We start from the raw sequence: 16,072 nt of genomic DNA, 5'->3' as shown, positions 1-16,072 counted from the left end.
AGTTGTTACATCGGCGATACAGCATCAATCAGGGTTTGGTTTTCACCTTGGCAACATCACCACCAGGCAAACCTTGTTCCGGCTCGGGGCTGAGCCAGACGTTGACACTGTCGACACTCTCTTGGTTCAACTTGCCACTCCAACGATTCAACATGAACAGGTTGGTAATGAAGTCGTACTGCGACCTCAACAAATCCCTGCGCGCCTTGAACTCGTTCTGCACACTGGTCAACACGTCCACCGCGTTCACCACGCCATAGGCAAACGCCTTCTGCGCGGCCACGCTCGACTGTTGCGCCGAAGACAACGCGTTCTTGTTCGCGCGCATCTTCTCCACACTGGCCTGGGCGGTCAGGTAGGAAGTGGTCGTTTCCTTGACCACCTGCCGACGCACACCTTCGAGTTCCTGCTCGGCAGCCAGTTGGTCATCGTACAAACCCCGAACCCGCGCCGACGTGGAACCGCCGCTGTAGATCGGTACCCGCACCCCCAGCGTCGCCACGTAGCTGTCGCTGCGAGGCGTCAAGGTATTGTCGTAGCCCACGTCACTTTGCTGAGCACTCAGGCTCACACTCAGTTGCGGATAGTGCCCGCCCTTGCCTTCGCGCACCGCCGCATCGGCCGCTTCGGCGCCACTCTGGTAGGCCTTGAGCAAAGGATTAGCATCCATGGCCTGGGACACGAAATTGGCAAGCGGCGCAGTCGGCGCCTGCAAGGCCACATCGTTGCGGACCCGGCTCAACCGCTCGTCGATTCGCCGACCGACGATCTCGGACAACGCCTCACGACTGACCTGCACCTGGTTGCGCGCATCCACTTCCTGCGCCGCCAGGGCATCGACCCGCGCCTTGAGGTCGAGCTGATCAGTGATCTTGGCCATCTGCCGCTCGTAGAGCATGTTGATCCGATCAAGGTTCTTCTGCGTAGCCCGCCTCTCGGCCTGCACCAGCTCCAGTTCGTCATCGGCGGCCAACGCGATGAAGTATCGCTTGGCCAGATCCACCGTGGCCTCGGCGTGGGAATCTTCGGCCTGGGCGCCTTTCTGCGCCGTAACGCTCTTGGCCTTCTGCCAACCTTCCCAAGCGGTCTTGTTGTAGAGGTATTGAGTCAGGCTCAGGGAATAGCTCTTGTTGTCGTAGATTTCCCGCGCGGCGTCGTCCTTGCGCAGAATTCGGTTGAAATTGCTCTGCGCCGACAACTGCGGCAGCAAGCCGCCCAGAGCTTCGCGCTGCTGCTCGGACGCGGACCGCGCCCGGGCATACGCTGCCAGCACGCGCGGATCTTCCAGGCGCGCCTCACGGTACAGCCCGGCCAGGTCCAGTGCGTAGGTCGAAGCCGACACCGCTGGCTTGGGCGGAACATCGTTGGGAACCAGCGGTTCGGCGCCAACGGCTTGCAACGCCAACATGCTCAACATCACACCAGGTAACAAACGCGACACAGTCATTCCTCGATCATCGACTTGGCGAACATGTTACGGGCCGGCTTGAGCAGGTATTCAAGCATTGTACGGTCACCTGCGTTGATCAAGACCTCGGCAGGCATGCCTGGCTGCAGTTTGCGATCGCCAAGCTTCTTCATGCCATCGTCGGACACTTTCACGCGGACCAGGTAGTAGGCATCACCGGAGCGTTCGTCTTTCAAGGCATCTGCAGATATTCGCGTGACCTCGCCTTCGATTACTGGCGTGGTCGCATTGTTGAACGCGCTGAAGCGAATGTCCGCGCGTTTGCCAAGCTCCAGCCTGTCGATGTCGGCCGGGGCGACATGAGCCTCGACAATCAGTTCGGCCGCTGCCGGCACTATGTCCAGCAATGGGGTGGCGGCGCTGACCACGCCCCCCACGGTATGCACCTTCATATCCAGGACCATGCCGCTTTCCGGGGCACGAATGACAACACGCGACAAACGGTCGTTAAGCGCTGCTTCCTTTTCCTGAAGATCGAATACCTGAGCCTGCACATCAGATAGCTCGTTGGCCACGTCCGAGTTGAATTGCTTGTTCAACTGCACGATCGACAGCTCAGTCTCGCTGATCTGCAGTTGGGTCTTGATGATGTTCGACTGATGGTCGGCCACTTCGGTCTTGAGCATGTCGAGCTTGCGCTCCTGCTCCAGCAAGCGTTGATTATCGACGAAACCTTGAGACAGCAAATCCTTAAGCTGTACGATCTCGCCGCTGTAGGACTTTTCCAAGCCTTGCTTCGTTCTGATCATGCCTTGCAGACCGAGGATCTGCTGCTTCAGCTGACTGATACGCTCGCGCTGCACGGAGATTTCGCCAAGGCGCGAGTCATGTCGAGCCTTGAACACCTGCTGCTCACCCGCCAATGCCTCCATGGCACGGTCCGAGTCAGTACCAACCATCTGCACCGGCGGAACAGACTGCAGCCCATCGCGCTCGGCACGGAGCCTCGCCTCTTTGTAGCGGGCCACGATCAGTTGGTTACGGGTGGACTCGTATTCTGCGCTGAGCTGTGCTTCGTCGAGCACAATCAGGGGATCGCCCTGCTTGACCATGTCGCCGTCGCGCGCATTGAGTTCCTTGATGATGCCGCCTTCCAGATGCTGGACGGTCTTGCGATAGCTCTGCACGGTAACGATGCCGCTGCCATGCACGGCATTGCTCAGCGGCGCAACGGCAGCCCAGGTACCGAATATTCCGAAGGTTACGAAAATGATGGTGAAACCGATACGGCGGATGCCGCGATCGGAGATAGGCATGTCATCGAAATTGTGGTCGAAGGTGGTAATGGCTTTACTGGTCATCGATGAAATCCTTTCACACGCCGTTCGATTGGGTGTTGGCCGGGCCCACGGGGGGCTGCGGCGCAGCGGGAGCGGCTGGTGCGGTCGCAGGATTCGCCGCAGCCGGGGCGGCAGGCGCACCCTGGGTTGGCTGGGCAACGCGCGGTTGGGCTTTGCCCTGTTGCGCCGCCAACTCGGCGATCACCTTGTCGCGCGGGCCGTACATCGAAATCGTTCCTGCCGACATCACCAGAATGTGGTCCAGCCGAGACAGGATGTTGGGTCGATGCGAAACGATGAATACCGTCGCACCGGTTTCCTTGACCTTCTGCAACGCCACGCCCAGGGCTCTTTCACCCACCTCGTCGAGGTTGGAATTGGGCTCATCGAGCACGATCAGCTTGGGGCTGCCATACAGCGCGCGCGCCAGGCCCACCCGCTGACGCTGGCCACCCGACAGGTTCACTCCATCGCTGCCAATGATGGTGTCGTAACCGTCGGGCAGCATCAGAATCATCTCGTGCACGCCGGCGATCTGCGCGGCCAGCACGACTTTCTCGGCATCGACCTTTTCGAAACGCGCGATGTTGTCGCTGATGGTGCCTTCGAACAGCTCGATATCCTGGGGTAGATAGCCGACATACGGGCCCAGCTCGTGTTTGTCCCAGGTACTGATATCGGCGCCATCGAGACGAACCACGCCATGCTGTGGCGGCCAGATGCCCATCAACGCTCGCACCAAGGTCGACTTGCCTGCGGCGCTCGGCCCAACGATGCCGACGATGGAACCCGCCGGCGCCACGAAACTGATGTTGCGTATCACCGGGGCTTTGGCGCCGGGCGGCGCTACCACCAGATTCTCGACCTGAATATGGCCCTGTGGCGCTGGCAAGGCCATGCGTTCCGGCTCGGCATTGAGCTTGTCCAGCACCTCGTTCAAGCGCGCGTACTGAACCTTGGCGGCGACGAAGCCCTTCCAGCTGCCGATCATCTGGTCAATCGGCGCCAGCGCGCGCCCGAGCAAAATGGAACCAGCCATCAACAGGCCAGGGTTGATCTCATGAATGATCACCAGATAAGCCCCCATCGCCAGCATGATCGACTGCGACCACATACGGAACGTCTTGGAAATGGAGGTGACCGCGCCGCCCTTGTCACTGGCATTGGACTGCAACAGCAGTATTCGCCGCTGACGCACCGCCCAGCGGTTCATCAGCGTCTCGAGCATGCCCATGGACTCGATGACTTCGGCGTTTCGCAGGTTCTTGGTGGTGGCGACATTGGACTTGACGCTTTGTTGATTGGCGTCGGCCAAGGCCTGTGTAGTGAAACGGTGATTGAGGAATGCCAGCACCACCAGCACTACCCCGCACGCCACCGTCATCCAGCCGAACCACGGGTGGAAAAGGAACATAACGGCGGTGTAGATCGGAAACCAGGGGGCGTCGAAGAAGGCAAAAAGCCCAGGGCCGGTCATGAATTGCCGCAGGGCCGTCAGGTCGTTCAGCGACTGCGCCGTTGCATCCATACCGCCACTGGTGAGTGCACGTTTGAAGCTGGCACGGTAGACGTCCCTGCTGAGCAGCACATCCAACCGATTGCTGATCCGAACCATCATCCGCGAGCGAACCCACTCGAGCGCCCCCAGCGTGATCATCAACAGCGTGAGAATGAGCGTCAGCATGATCAGTGTGGAACTGCTGCTGGACGGCACGACCCGACCGGATATCTGAATCATGTAGAACGTTGGAACCAGCATCAGCGCGTTGACGAAAAAGCTGAACACACCGACAGAAATGAAGCTGCTTTTGCAGGCCTTGAGGGCCGTCTGCAAGTTGTTATCTGGTGAACGACTCATAATATCCGTACTTGAAAAAAGGCGAGAACGATTCGCAGTGTACCACCCGCGCTCCGGACTAGGGTGTGATCGTTAGTGCGACAAGGCACAAAGCCCTCAGCGGCCGGAAACTTCAAAAGCATATGGAAAAGGATCACTAGCGAATATAGGAATTTTCCTAATATTTTGTTCAGCAAGCATACAATTGCCATCAACCCAATTGCGGAAAGGGCTTTAGGTGCACGCATGCCGGCGGCGCTCAGACTATGAAAGCGCCTATGGCTGCTCACCAGGCAGACACTCAACAACTCAGCGCGCTAGATACTGGCTCAAAGCTACTACTTTAACGACTAAAAATTGTCATAGGTTATATCATAAGATTTTTAGTTACCGTAAGCCTCTGATTTTCATAGCTTTATCAAAACATCATTCCGTAGCAGGGTATAATCTTCATCTGACTCAACCTGAGCTGTAACACACTGCAACAACTAGGAAAACCTGATTCAGGTCAACGTTTTAGACATCGTGTAAAGAATTTTACAATCAGCGATTGACAGGGTCCCCCGTCTAGCTCAATCATTCTCGCCGGAAGGAAGGCCACCACTGGCCCAGCCATTTGTTACAGGTTTGCCGTTTTTAGATGGCACAGTGTGTTCAAGCCAACAGGAAATGGAAATTCATGTCACTGCCTTCGCATGCACTTGATGGCCTGAAAATCAGCTCGCGGGTAACACTGCTTGAGCCTGGAATGTATATATTCCGGTACGCGTCTCAGCCACCAGCGGACAAGCCAGTCTGCATCTCGCTACAGCAAGCGCCATTGGGTAAAGGGTCAATTGATTTCTTCCCTGCCGAAGGCGTTAGCAAGAACATGCTTACGCATCTGGGCGACACCATAGTGGCTCGCGTAAAAAGTGGCGTAGCCACTGTCCTGATCACCGAATACCACATGTTTGAAGCCGAAATCGACCCTGTTGATCTGCGCATTGATCGTATCGATACTTCTCCTGCCATCATGCGCAATTTTGCCGTCGTGGCCACCCCTGAACCCAGTCCGGCACTGACAGCCGAAATCGCTCCCGCAACCTTACGGCTCATTGCACACCTGCAAGGTGCAGGCGATGTCGAGTCAACGAAAGGATGGGTTGGCGAGCATGACGGCACAAAGCGTCTGGAGGGCTTCTGTGTCATATGGGACAACAAGCCTGAAGGTGTAGACCTCGTCTACACCTCGACGGTTGCCGGATCAGGCCCTAGCCCAAATGTCGCGGCCGGAACCTTCAGTGGCACTCGTGGCAAAGCCTCACCCCTCATTTCTGCAGGGTTCAGCCTGGTAGGGCCAAACCGCTGCTTGTACGAACTTTCTGGCCACATCGTGTTTTCCGGCTCATCGCCGCAGCTCGTCGTTGCCAATCAGATGATGTATGGCCCCACAGGCACTGAGCCTCTGGTGGCGCTGCATCTCTCAATAGATCCCGTCACGAAGATGAACGCCCCCCGCTATAAGTCTCCGTGGGAAAACTCTGCATTGAAGCAGAAAACTAGCAGCACAGGCCAGATGGCCTGAAGTAACAGGAATCACACATGCAATACGACCAGCCTTACTCCGCGACCGAACTGAAAGGTTCGCTGGCCAACAACCCTACTCTGTTGTCCTCCACCACTGCCGCTGCCATCAGCACCCTGCTGGCACTGGACACTGCTGCAACTGTAAGCGTTGCTTCGTGGGACGGCTTGTCCGCTCCAGTTTCGCCAGTCGGGACTACCGCTCAGCTGGTTACGGCTGAAATCGCCGGCGCCGCTGGTGATAACGTTGCTTTGGCTATTCCTGCCGAGCTCTCTGCAGCTCAAGCATTCATCTTCGATAGCGAAGCAAATCTGGTCGTATCGTTCGATACCCCAGCTCCTGTTGCTACCTTCGCTGCTCTGGCAGAAGGCGAAGTCGCTGCCACCGCAGCTACTGAATCCACTCCAGACCTGATCGTTACTTCCGGCGACGGCAACGACACCCTGATCTTCACTGGCGACCAGAATGTCTACGTTGATGGCCGTGAAGGCGACGACGTGATCATCACTGCCGCTGGCAACGACACCATTTACGGTGGCGCTGGCAACAATGTGATCATCTCCGGCGCTGGCGACGACCAGATCTTCTTGGCTGGTACCTCTGACGTCGTAAATGCTGGCGAAGGCTATGACGTAGTAACACTGCAGGGTTCGCGTGCCGCTTACGATTTCGTTGCAGGCAACAACTTCAACGTTGATGGCACCGGTGCACAGACCGCATCCATCACCAACGCTGAGTTCCTGGCTTTCGACAACGAAGAGTCGATTGCTCTGGCTACTTCCGAAGATCAGGCCGCAGCTCTGCGCCTGTACCAAGGCATTCTGGGCCGCGATGCTGACGCAGCAGGCGCTAAAGTCTGGGCTGGCGCAGCTGATCAGGGCGTAGCGACCGGTAGCATCGCTCAATCGTTCCTGGACTCCTTCGAGTTCAAGGCCGATGCAAGCGAAGCTTTCGTCACCAGCCTGTATCAGAACCTGCTGGAGCGTACTGCTCCTGAAGCGACCGATGTTGAGTACTGGTCGAATGTATTGGCAAGCGGCGCTTCGCGTGCCGACGTAGCCACTACTTTCGCCCTGTCGCCAGACGCGATCACCGTTGATCAGAGCAACAGCGAATACGTTGAAAGCCTGTATCAGTCGGCACTGGGTCGTGATTCGGATGCTGAAGGCCTGAACTCGTGGGTAACCGCGCTGTTCAACGGCGCAAGCCGTGGTGACATCGCTCAGAGCATCGTGAACTCGGCTGAGGCTGCTACTAAAGTCAACGCTGACTTCATCGACACTCTGTACAGCAATGCACTGGATCGTCCTGCCGATACTGAAGGCAAGGCATTCTGGGTCGACTCCCTGGCTCAGGGCGTCACCCAGGCCGAAGTCGCTGTCGCTATCGTCGGTTCGCCAGAAGCGGCCGAAAACATCGACAACGTGATCGTGATCCACGGCCAGGTCTAATCAACCCAGTCGTAGCAAGCTGAATGTCATCCGCCGCAAGGCGGGTGTCATTCGAAAAAGGGGCGACTTTAGGGTCGCCCCTCTTTTTATTTTTTCTAGTGAATCCGCCAGCCATGTCCATAAACCTCGACCGTGGGCGAGAAACGCTCATGGACATTTTTCATCGTCATCGCGAAGCGCAAGAGCACGAACTTGCAGCCTCAATGCTCGAGCTTGCGCTGCAGACGCCCGAATATCGCCCAGAAGCGCTGATCTGGAAAGGTATCGACGCCCTGCCCGATGACCCCAAGCTGGCCTTTATTTATTTGAGCAATGCCGCTCACGCTCTTCCTGATCGTGCGGACGTCCACGCGCTGCTCGGCCGCAGTATGCTCGCGCAAGGTCAGCCCGAACTGGCCACCCGCTACTTGTCTGCCATATGGCAAAAGCTTCCAAACGATCCCTCCCTACGCATGATCCTGTGGCAGGCCCGTAGTCAGTCGGCGAGCCCTGCTGAACTTCGCCGCATGATTCTTGCTCACTTGCCGGATATCACAGCTCCCAACGAGCTGAGTTTCGTACTCAAGATACTTGCTGCCCAAACCGACTCACCGAGCACGATCGGCGTGGTGCGCTATCTGCCCGAGGAAAAGGAAATTCAAGGCTGGGCCGTCGACTTGCGCAATGTACACGTACCAGTTGCGATCGAGCTGGAAGCCAACACGAATACCATGTCGGTCTTGGCCAACGTCGCGCACCCCCTGCTTACAGCCGCAGGCCTGCCCGCTACCCACGGCGGAATACGCATCAAGGTGCCAAATCCCACGCAGGCAGTTACCGTGAGGTTTGGGACGGGCCTTCCCCTTCTGGGCAGCCCAGTGTCGGCCATGCCTACGTTCGTCCCGCCAGCGGCCGTCGTCGATGTGGGTAGACCACACCCGGTCGACGTTCTGATCCCTGTCTACGACGGCCTTGAAGAAACCCTGGAGTGCATCAACAGCGCCATCGCCGCGCGTAAACTCAACGATACACCCCACCGGCTTGTGGTGCTGGACGATGCGACGCCGTTACCCGCTTTGCGCAAGGCGCTCAAGGTATTGGCAAGCAAGGGCAAGATCACGCTGATACAGCAGCCGGTGAACCTGGGCTTCATACGCACAATGAACCGCGCTATGGCACTCAGTCCTCGCCAGGATGTCGTCTGGCTGAACGCCGATACACGTGTGCACGGCAACTGGCTGGATCGCCTGCGAGATACCGCCTATGGTGCCGACGATATAGCCTCGGTGACGCCATTCACCAACAACGGCGAACTGATGAGCTTTCCAGTGAGCCGGGTGAGTTCACCCATGCCGACCGCCGAGGAACAGGCCGGGCTGGACCGACTGGCAAGCGACATCGCCAGTCCGGCTGTGGAACTGGAAACCGGGTGCGGTTTTTGCCTGTATATCAAGCGTGCTGCCCTGGATGCAGTGGGTTACCTGGACGAGGTGCACCTGAGCCGAGGCTACGGCGAAGAAACTGACTGGTGCTTGCGTGCTCGCCGGTCTGGGTGGCGACATATGGGGGCGACTCATGTATTTGTGGCCCATAAAGGGGGCGTTTCTTTCAAAGAGGAAAAAATGCTACGAGTGGCCTACAACAACGCCATTTTGCGCATGCGTTTCCCTACCGCCGAAGCCGATTATGAGGCTTTCTGCAAACGGGACCCGCTACGGCCCGCACGTAACGTGTTGCAAGGTGCCCGTTTGGACAACCTGTTGAAGTGGCTGAAAAGCGAAGTTAAACGTGCTGGCGCTTCCATACCTCTCTATCTCCAGCCTGGATCCGATGACGACCTGCCCCTCACCCTCGGCTACCGCCAGGGTGATGCAGGCATAGTAGCCACCCTCTCTGCGGCAACTTACCCCCTGACAACGGCGATCGACTACACGCTGCCCAGAGACACGGAGAAGCTGCGCGATACCCTTGCACTCCTTATCGCCAACGGTGCAGACCAGTTACTGACGTCGGGCCATGTGCGCATACCTGGAGAATTGCAGCAGCTGTTTACAGCATTGAGCCTGGACATCTCCGAGCAAGCCGTGCCGCCGATTGAGTCAGCGGGCTGCATCCCACAGATCATGGACCAGCGCGCGATCATTGCTGACGATCTGTCGAGACCGGACTTACTGCACAAGTGGCTCGATCTCGCACGAAAACTTCCAAAAAACGCCAGTGGGAATGCCCCCTGCATCGAAGGCGATACCCCCGCTGCAAGATCACTACGAACCACTGGCACAGTGCGCGACATGGTCATTCTCGACGGACTGACCCACGCGCAATGCGCAGCGTTGAGTGGCTATGAGCAACTGGTCAGTCTGGACACGAGCCGGGCTGTCGATGCTCATTGCCAGCGGATGGCTGCACTGTATGAGTTGCCGTTGCACCAGCTGTATCAAGACAGTTTCAGCGAAGCCAATTCCCATGCCTCTGCGCATACGGATACATCAAGGAAAAAGGCATCGAGCCTGACAGAATTATGAATGATCTAACTACCATCGGCCTGACTTGCGGACAGATCAGCGGACTGTATGGGGATGTGCTCCAAGGATGGGCACTGGATCCGGCCAAACCTGACATGCGCCTCGTGGTCGAGATCTACATCGACGGCAACAGTGTCGCATTTGCAAAGGCCAGTGAATTCCACCCAGGCGCACCGGCCGGCGATGACTTCAATGGATTCGCCGTACAGCTTCGTGAAAGCTGGCTGGCGGGCGCCAAGATTATTTCGGCCCGGGTTGCTAATCATGAGGAGTGGCTGGACGGGACGATTCAGCTGCCTGCCCCCCCGCCTTCCGAACCGGCACCCATAGCATCGCAGGTATGGCACACCGGAGGATTGAAAGTAAGTGGATGGGCCTTCGATGCTAACGACCCCAACCGCACAGTGACCGTTACCGTCAGAAAAGGGACGGATATCGTCGCCACGGTTGTAGCTGACCGCCTGCATCACGCCCTGACCTACAAAGCCAGCCGCAAGCACGGATTCGAACTCGATCTACCTTGGGCGCTCGCCGATGGCCAGGTGCACTCCCTCGACGTACACAATGATCTAGGCGAGCCGTTGTCGGGTAGCCCGCTGACGTTGTGCTGCTGGCCAGAGGGTATAGAGGCTCTTCTGCGCAACAATGCCGCGAGCATCGGTGATAGAACGCAAGTAGATTTGCTTGCCAACGTCGCACGCCATCAGGAACTGCTCCTGCCGAAAAGTGCCGGCTTTCATCACTATGCTGAGTGGTATGAGGTTTTTCAGAAGCCTGGACCTCTCCTAACAGGACTGAAATCAACCTGTGGTGTGCTGATTATCAGCGATGGTGACGTGCAGATGGATGCAGTCTCGCAGCTGAGCATCAGCCAACAACGATATCCCGCTGCGTTCATCGAAGTTGTGGGTTCCTCGAATGTAATCCCGGGTCTGCGACGCCTTTTTGAAAAAAACTGCGACAGTATCGTGCCCTTATTCTCCGGGGACCGACTGGCGCCTCATGCACTAGACCACTTGATTCCGTTGCTGGACAACGATACAGCTTGGGCATTCGCGGATTGTGACTGCGATGGGCCGAATGGAGAACGATCTTCTCCATGGCTGAAGCCAGTATGGGATATTGATCTGTTCATAGGAGCAGATGTCTTTTCGCCGGGTGCGATTTTCGCTACCTCGACACTTGAGCAGGCCGTCAAGAGAGTCCAGCGTACAGATAGCTTGGCAGTTAACTGGTATACGATGCTCGCTGCTGTGGCTCTAGATACAGAAAACACTAAGCTGACCGTCGTTCATTTACCCAAGGTGATCTACCACCGACACTCCAGCCGCCCTACTACGCCAGCCGATGCGTCACGTTGCGAGGCCCGCGAGGCTGCAATGGCATGGATGGTCGACTTGCTAGCAGTGGGAGCGGGCGTCGAGCCGGTAGTCGGTTTCCCTGGGCTGCTCAGGGCAAGGTGGCCCTTACCACGGATATTACCTCGGGTGTCGATTATCATTCCAACTCGCGATCAGCTAAAGTTACTGCGGACTTGCGTTGAGGGGGTATTAACTGAGACTGACTATCCAAATATGGAAGTCATTATCGTTGATAATGACTCCAGTGAGCCGGATACATTGCTTTATCTGTCTGAACTGAAGGAACGGAACGTGATCGTACTAGATCACCCATACCCATTTAACTATCCAGCAGTTAATAATAGAGCGGCTGAAATTGCCTCAGGCGATTTGATTTGCCTACTTAACAACGACATCGAAATTCTCTCAAAGGATTGGCTAAAAGAAATGGTAAGCCAGCTGGCCCGAGACGGAGTCGGCGCTGTGGGAGCCAAACTTTTATGGCCTAATGGGATGGTCCAACATGGTGGAGTCGTTCTCGGCACCAATAGCCTTGCGGCTCACGCCGGGAATAAAAGCTTGGATAACGATGGTGGGTATCTAGGGCTTAACCAGTTAACCCACCAACGAATGGCCGTAACAGGCGCATGCTTGCTGATAAAAAATTCGATATATCTCGAGCATGGTGGAATGAATGAAACTGCCTATCCGATTGCATTCAACGACGTGGATCTATGCATACGACTAGTCGCTTCTGGATTTAAGTTGATATGGGCTGCCGATGCAAAGCTAATACACGCCGAATCGGCTAGTCGGGGGAAAGACAATACAGCTTCGAAGCGGAACAGAGCGGATCGGGAACAGTCTTTATTTGCCTACCGATGGAGCTATAGCTTTGCTGCAGACCGTACCTATCACCCAGGCTTGAGCAATGACTATCTGACAGGCCCTTATAACGGCTTGGCACTTCCTCCACTCGCGCAATCCGCCAGGAGTAGAAATTCAATGGGTGTTAATAAAAACTTATTACTGACGGCGCCACCAACGTTATCTAACACTAACTTAAATACTCACTAACATCAATGTGTGCAATATATACCATGGCGCATGTATGCACTGGATCATACCGCATGCATGTCGGATCTTGAAATAAACACTGATTCATTCTGGGCAAACAACCACATGAAATCTACCAAGAAACACAAGAAAAGCGCTACACAGATGTCATCGAGCGCTACTAGAATTGAAGCATCGCCGGTATTTGTTTCAGACATAAAGCACCTATCAACAGCTCCAAATGCCCAAAATAACCAGCAGATATCAACCCCGCCGATCACCATACGCGCAGACACTAATCCAAACCAACGATTCCTGAATCAACTTCTGCGTGAACGGCCAGACATTGATCCTGAATTCCTATACAAATGCGTGATCAGCGAAGATAAGTACACTGAGAAATACAAGGATATAGCATCCAGTGGAATGCACGCGGCAGAGCACTATTTTACCTACGGCCATGCTGAATCGCGGGAACTCTGCCGACCTGGCTTATTAAACCATAATAAAACATTTAATATAACCAGTGAAACAACGTTATTCTTATCAAGCGCAGAGCTTCGCGATGGCTCTTTTATTTACCGCTGCCTATTTCAGTCTTTAGACTACAAAAAGAATCTAGTCTACAGTGGAAAAACAGAAATTCTTAAGCTAGTAAGGGCTGTATTCAACTGTAAAGAAATTATTTTCTCTAGACCAGAACGAACTGAGACAGCCTTTTACCTTATAGAGTTAGCGAAAAATATTGGAGTCAAGGTGACACTTGACTACGACGACCTATTGCTTCCCGAGCACGCTGAATATTTGGGCCATGTTCGCTCTTCAGACGGAACGAGTGTTGAAGCCGCTCGGAAAAGCTTAATAAATAAATCCGCGTTTCTTTTATACGCAGATGCTTTTCATTGCAGCACTCCACAAATTGCAAAAGGTCTGGCAAATCTCGGCAAACCTATAAAAATAGTGAAAAATAGAATTATGACCTCTATGGTTGCTCGCGAAGATATATCGTGGGATAGGTTATCGACGCTCGGCAAGCGTCGGATAAAACTGCTTTATCTGTCTGGTACTGCAACACATAAGAAAGACTATTCCATAGTGCATGGTACCTTGGTCAAGCTCGCGCAAGAATTCCCAAATGAATTCGAAATAACATATCTCGGAAACACTGGTGGCAACCCTGGCCCCTTAGCCCTATATAACGACTACATCAAGGTGATCCCAAGAGTTTCCCTTAAAGAAATGTATGATGTTATTGCGCAGCATGATCTTGCATTAGCGCCATTAGAAGACACCATATTCAACAATGCCAAATCAAATATAAAGTATATCGAATGTGGATCGCAGGCTGTCCCGATCATAGCGAGTCCACTGGCTGAATTCAGAGATGTGATAGTTAACGGCGAGAACGGATGGTTATGCACAAGCCAATCAGATTGGTACGAACAGATAAAGTACATCATCAAGAATCCTACTGTTCTTAAAAACGTGGCGCTCACGGCAAGATCGGACGTCCTACAAAAGTTTACGGTTCAGGATTAATGCATATGTTAATTAAAGCCTCTACTCCAGCTGCTCACTCCTCACCACAAAAGATTCTCTTTGTCACTAACAATCTTTCACAAGCTGAATTAGCAGTATTTTCAGCGTTAAAATCAAAGTTTGAGTTTTTGATATATATAAATAACGTCCACAAGGAATATAGTTTTCAAACGGATTATATTTTACCGGCCAACGTAAAAATGACCTCAGACTATAAGTCTGTCATTATGCTCACTAGCATCTTTAGCGCAGTTATAACTACTGTAGGGCACATTAGCCCCGTTTTGAATGAAAAATTCTCCGCCATCATAAAGGCTTGCATTGCATGCGGCCTTCCGATAATAGAGGTCCCTCATGGGCTATATCAGTGGGGCTTCAATTTCAGCGATGACTCTCAATTTGTAAACACGGCATCCAATACACACGGGGCTGGCTATCCAGTACCAACATTTGCTAACTTTCAAATCAGCTGGTTTGATAATGATTCAGTAGGCTACCCGAGACACCGGGAAGAACGCATACGAAAAATCAATGATATTGAAGTGCCTATCTATACCGTCATCACTACCAATACGAATTGGTACATGTATGGATTCGATGAGCAGCGGGTACTCGCTCAGTCAATTTTTGAATATGCGCGATCAAGGCCTTCCGAACTATTCATATGGTGTCACCATTCAGCCGAGCTGAGCCAAATGAATCTTCTTAATAATATGCTGGGCGCGAAACCACCTAATATTTTCAGGTATGGCCACGACAAGGATATTTATTTTCACTCGATGGACACTACTGAAGACGTTATCGAACACGCGGCAGCAGGCATTACGACAATATCGACCTGCTTGCTTGATTTTGAGCTGCATAAGGTCCCTACTGCAGTTTTTTGGTGCGAGGGTTTATCGGCAGTCTCAGATTCGATGACTCATGCGACGACTTTTCAATCGCCCGAAGAAATCTTGAAACTGGAGTTCACTGCCCCCATTACTGGAAAGTTAAAGCCTTTCGACTGTGAAAGCTTTGATCGTCAAATACTGAGCGCTATTGAGACCCCGGCACCCACCAATATGTCTCAACGGATCTTTTTATACTCCTAGAATTCTGCTCGACTTCTCCTCTAAGCACTGACTCAGAGGAGAAATATAGCCAAGCAGTGAATATAAACTGCGTATACCTATAAAATTCGAGACTTATATGCAAAAATTTAATAAATTAAAAGACTTGTACAGCAACCATAAAGGACTGGTCTCTGATAAATGGGAGTCATATCTAACAAAATATGATGACTTGTTTAGTTCTTACAGTAAACAACGCATAAACATGCTGGAGATTGGCGTTCAAAATGGAGGATCACTCGAGATTTGGGCGAAGTATTTTAGCATGGCGGATAGCATAGTAGGATGTGACATAAATCCCTTGTGCGCCGATATCGCTTTTAGCAATGGTGCTATACGGTTCGTCCCTGGAGATATCAACGCTGCTGAAACCCTTTGGGCGATCCGTAAACATGCTTCTACATTTGATATAGTCATTGATGATGGCTCACACGTCAGCTCCGACATCGTCCATACATTTGCCACTCTATTTCCCTTGCTGGCCGATAATGGCACCTACGTTATTGAAGATCTGCATTGTAGCTATTGGTCGAGATTTGAAGGCGGTTTAACTGCGAACACCTCAGCTATGGCTTTCTTGAAAAAGCTGGTTGACATAGTTAATTTTGAGCATTGGGGTATACCCGGTTCGAGGCAAGATCTTCTTGCGCCGTTCGATGCAGCCATAAAATTAGGTGATGATGAGTTGGCACAGATCCACTCAGTGTCTTTCAGTAACTCGATCTGCATTATCAAGAAAAAAAGCATCGAAAATAATAGCTTAGGCAAGAGATGGGTCGTCGGGGAGATAGAAGACGTAGCGCCTTCCACAAAAGCAAATGGAACCTACAGCAAACCGGAAACTCAAAGTACTAAGACTCTAGTCGATTGACCATAGTCAGGCGTGACCGATTGGTCTTGTAGGACTTTGAATATACA

10 protein-coding genes are annotated in these 16,072 nt (G+C 53.5%); 7 read left to right on the top strand and 3 right to left on the bottom strand.

Features of this window, described 5'->3' with window-relative positions:
• Positions 1-28: 28 nt before the first annotated feature.
• Genes ONG87_RS09250 through ONG87_RS09240 form a run of 3 tightly spaced genes read right to left on the bottom strand, consistent with a single transcriptional unit; the run spans position 29 to position 4,606 of the window.
• The gene (locus ONG87_RS09250) at positions 29-1,447 is read right to left on the bottom strand and encodes a TolC family outer membrane protein (RefSeq protein WP_264382723.1); all 1,419 of its coding nucleotides are present in this window, start codon (positions 1,445-1,447) and stop codon (positions 29-31) included.
• Positions 1,444-2,769 carry an HlyD family type I secretion periplasmic adaptor subunit gene (locus ONG87_RS09245; protein WP_264382722.1) on the bottom strand — a complete coding sequence of 442 codons (1,326 nt, stop codon included), beginning with the start codon at positions 2,767-2,769 and terminating at the stop codon, positions 1,444-1,446. The genes ONG87_RS09250 and ONG87_RS09245 overlap by 4 nt, the downstream gene beginning before the upstream one ends.
• A 13-nt stretch (positions 2,770-2,782) precedes the next feature.
• Positions 2,783-4,606, bottom strand: coding sequence for a type I secretion system permease/ATPase (locus tag ONG87_RS09240; protein ID WP_264382721.1), 1,824 nt, complete (start codon positions 4,604-4,606; stop codon positions 2,783-2,785).
• 727 nt (positions 4,607-5,333) lie between these two features.
• Here ONG87_RS09240 and ONG87_RS09235 point away from each other — a divergent pair.
• The 7 genes from ONG87_RS09235 to ONG87_RS09205 all read left to right on the top strand — a co-directional run bounded on the left by ONG87_RS09235 (position 5,334) and on the right by ONG87_RS09205 (position 16,025).
• Entirely contained in the window at positions 5,334-6,152 is an 819-nt protein-coding gene (locus ONG87_RS09235) for a hypothetical protein (protein WP_264382847.1), read from the top strand.
• Positions 6,153-6,169: 17 nt separating this feature from the next.
• Complete coding sequence (locus ONG87_RS09230; protein ID WP_264382720.1) at positions 6,170-7,603, top strand: DUF4214 domain-containing protein; 1,434 nt, start codon at positions 6,170-6,172, stop codon at positions 7,601-7,603.
• Between the two features lie 149 nt (positions 7,604-7,752).
• Positions 7,753-10,107: a glycosyltransferase gene (locus ONG87_RS09225; protein WP_264382719.1), complete on the top strand. Its 2,355-nt coding sequence runs from the start codon at positions 7,753-7,755 to the stop codon at positions 10,105-10,107.
• A 95-nt stretch (positions 10,108-10,202) separates the two neighbouring features.
• Positions 10,203-12,524 carry a glycosyltransferase gene (locus ONG87_RS09220; RefSeq protein ID WP_264382718.1) on the top strand — a complete coding sequence of 774 codons (2,322 nt, stop codon included), beginning with the start codon at positions 10,203-10,205 and terminating at the stop codon, positions 12,522-12,524.
• A 57-nt stretch (positions 12,525-12,581) separates the two neighbouring features.
• Positions 12,582-14,042: a glycosyltransferase gene (locus ONG87_RS09215; protein ID WP_264382717.1), complete on the top strand. Its 1,461-nt coding sequence runs from the start codon at positions 12,582-12,584 to the stop codon at positions 14,040-14,042.
• 5 nt (positions 14,043-14,047) lie between these two features.
• Complete coding sequence (locus tag ONG87_RS09210; protein ID WP_264382716.1) at positions 14,048-15,136, top strand: hypothetical protein; 1,089 nt, start codon at positions 14,048-14,050, stop codon at positions 15,134-15,136.
• Positions 15,137-15,233: 97 nt separating this feature from the next.
• Complete coding sequence (locus ONG87_RS09205) at positions 15,234-16,025, top strand: class I SAM-dependent methyltransferase (protein WP_264382715.1); 792 nt, start codon at positions 15,234-15,236, stop codon at positions 16,023-16,025.
• Positions 16,026-16,072: the final 47 nt, after the last annotated feature.

Source organism: Pseudomonas sp. MM227, assembly GCF_947090715.1.
Lineage (GTDB): Bacteria > Pseudomonadota > Gammaproteobacteria > Pseudomonadales > Pseudomonadaceae > Aquipseudomonas > Aquipseudomonas baltica.
This window is presented reverse-complemented; position numbering and strand designations above follow the sequence as displayed.

Excerpts from the sequence above, each read along its gene's own strand:
- ONG87_RS09250 (WP_264382723.1), bottom strand. The coding sequence starts at position 1,447 with ATGACTGTGTCGCGTTTGTTACCTGGTGTGATGTTGAGCATGTTGGCG.
- ONG87_RS09245 (WP_264382722.1), bottom strand. The coding sequence starts at position 2,769 with ATGACCAGTAAAGCCATTACCACCTTCGACCACAATTTCGATGACATG.
- ONG87_RS09240 (WP_264382721.1), bottom strand. The coding sequence starts at position 4,606 with ATGAGTCGTTCACCAGATAACAACTTGCAGACGGCCCTCAAGGCCTGC.
- ONG87_RS09235 (WP_264382847.1), top strand. The coding sequence starts at position 5,334 with ATGTATATATTCCGGTACGCGTCTCAGCCACCAGCGGACAAGCCAGTC.
- ONG87_RS09230 (WP_264382720.1), top strand. The coding sequence starts at position 6,170 with ATGCAATACGACCAGCCTTACTCCGCGACCGAACTGAAAGGTTCGCTG.
- ONG87_RS09225 (WP_264382719.1), top strand. The coding sequence starts at position 7,753 with ATGGACATTTTTCATCGTCATCGCGAAGCGCAAGAGCACGAACTTGCA.
- ONG87_RS09220 (WP_264382718.1), top strand. The coding sequence starts at position 10,203 with ATGCGCCTCGTGGTCGAGATCTACATCGACGGCAACAGTGTCGCATTT.
- ONG87_RS09215 (WP_264382717.1), top strand. The coding sequence starts at position 12,582 with ATGTCGGATCTTGAAATAAACACTGATTCATTCTGGGCAAACAACCAC.
- ONG87_RS09210 (WP_264382716.1), top strand. The coding sequence starts at position 14,048 with ATGTTAATTAAAGCCTCTACTCCAGCTGCTCACTCCTCACCACAAAAG.
- ONG87_RS09205 (WP_264382715.1), top strand. The coding sequence starts at position 15,234 with ATGCAAAAATTTAATAAATTAAAAGACTTGTACAGCAACCATAAAGGA.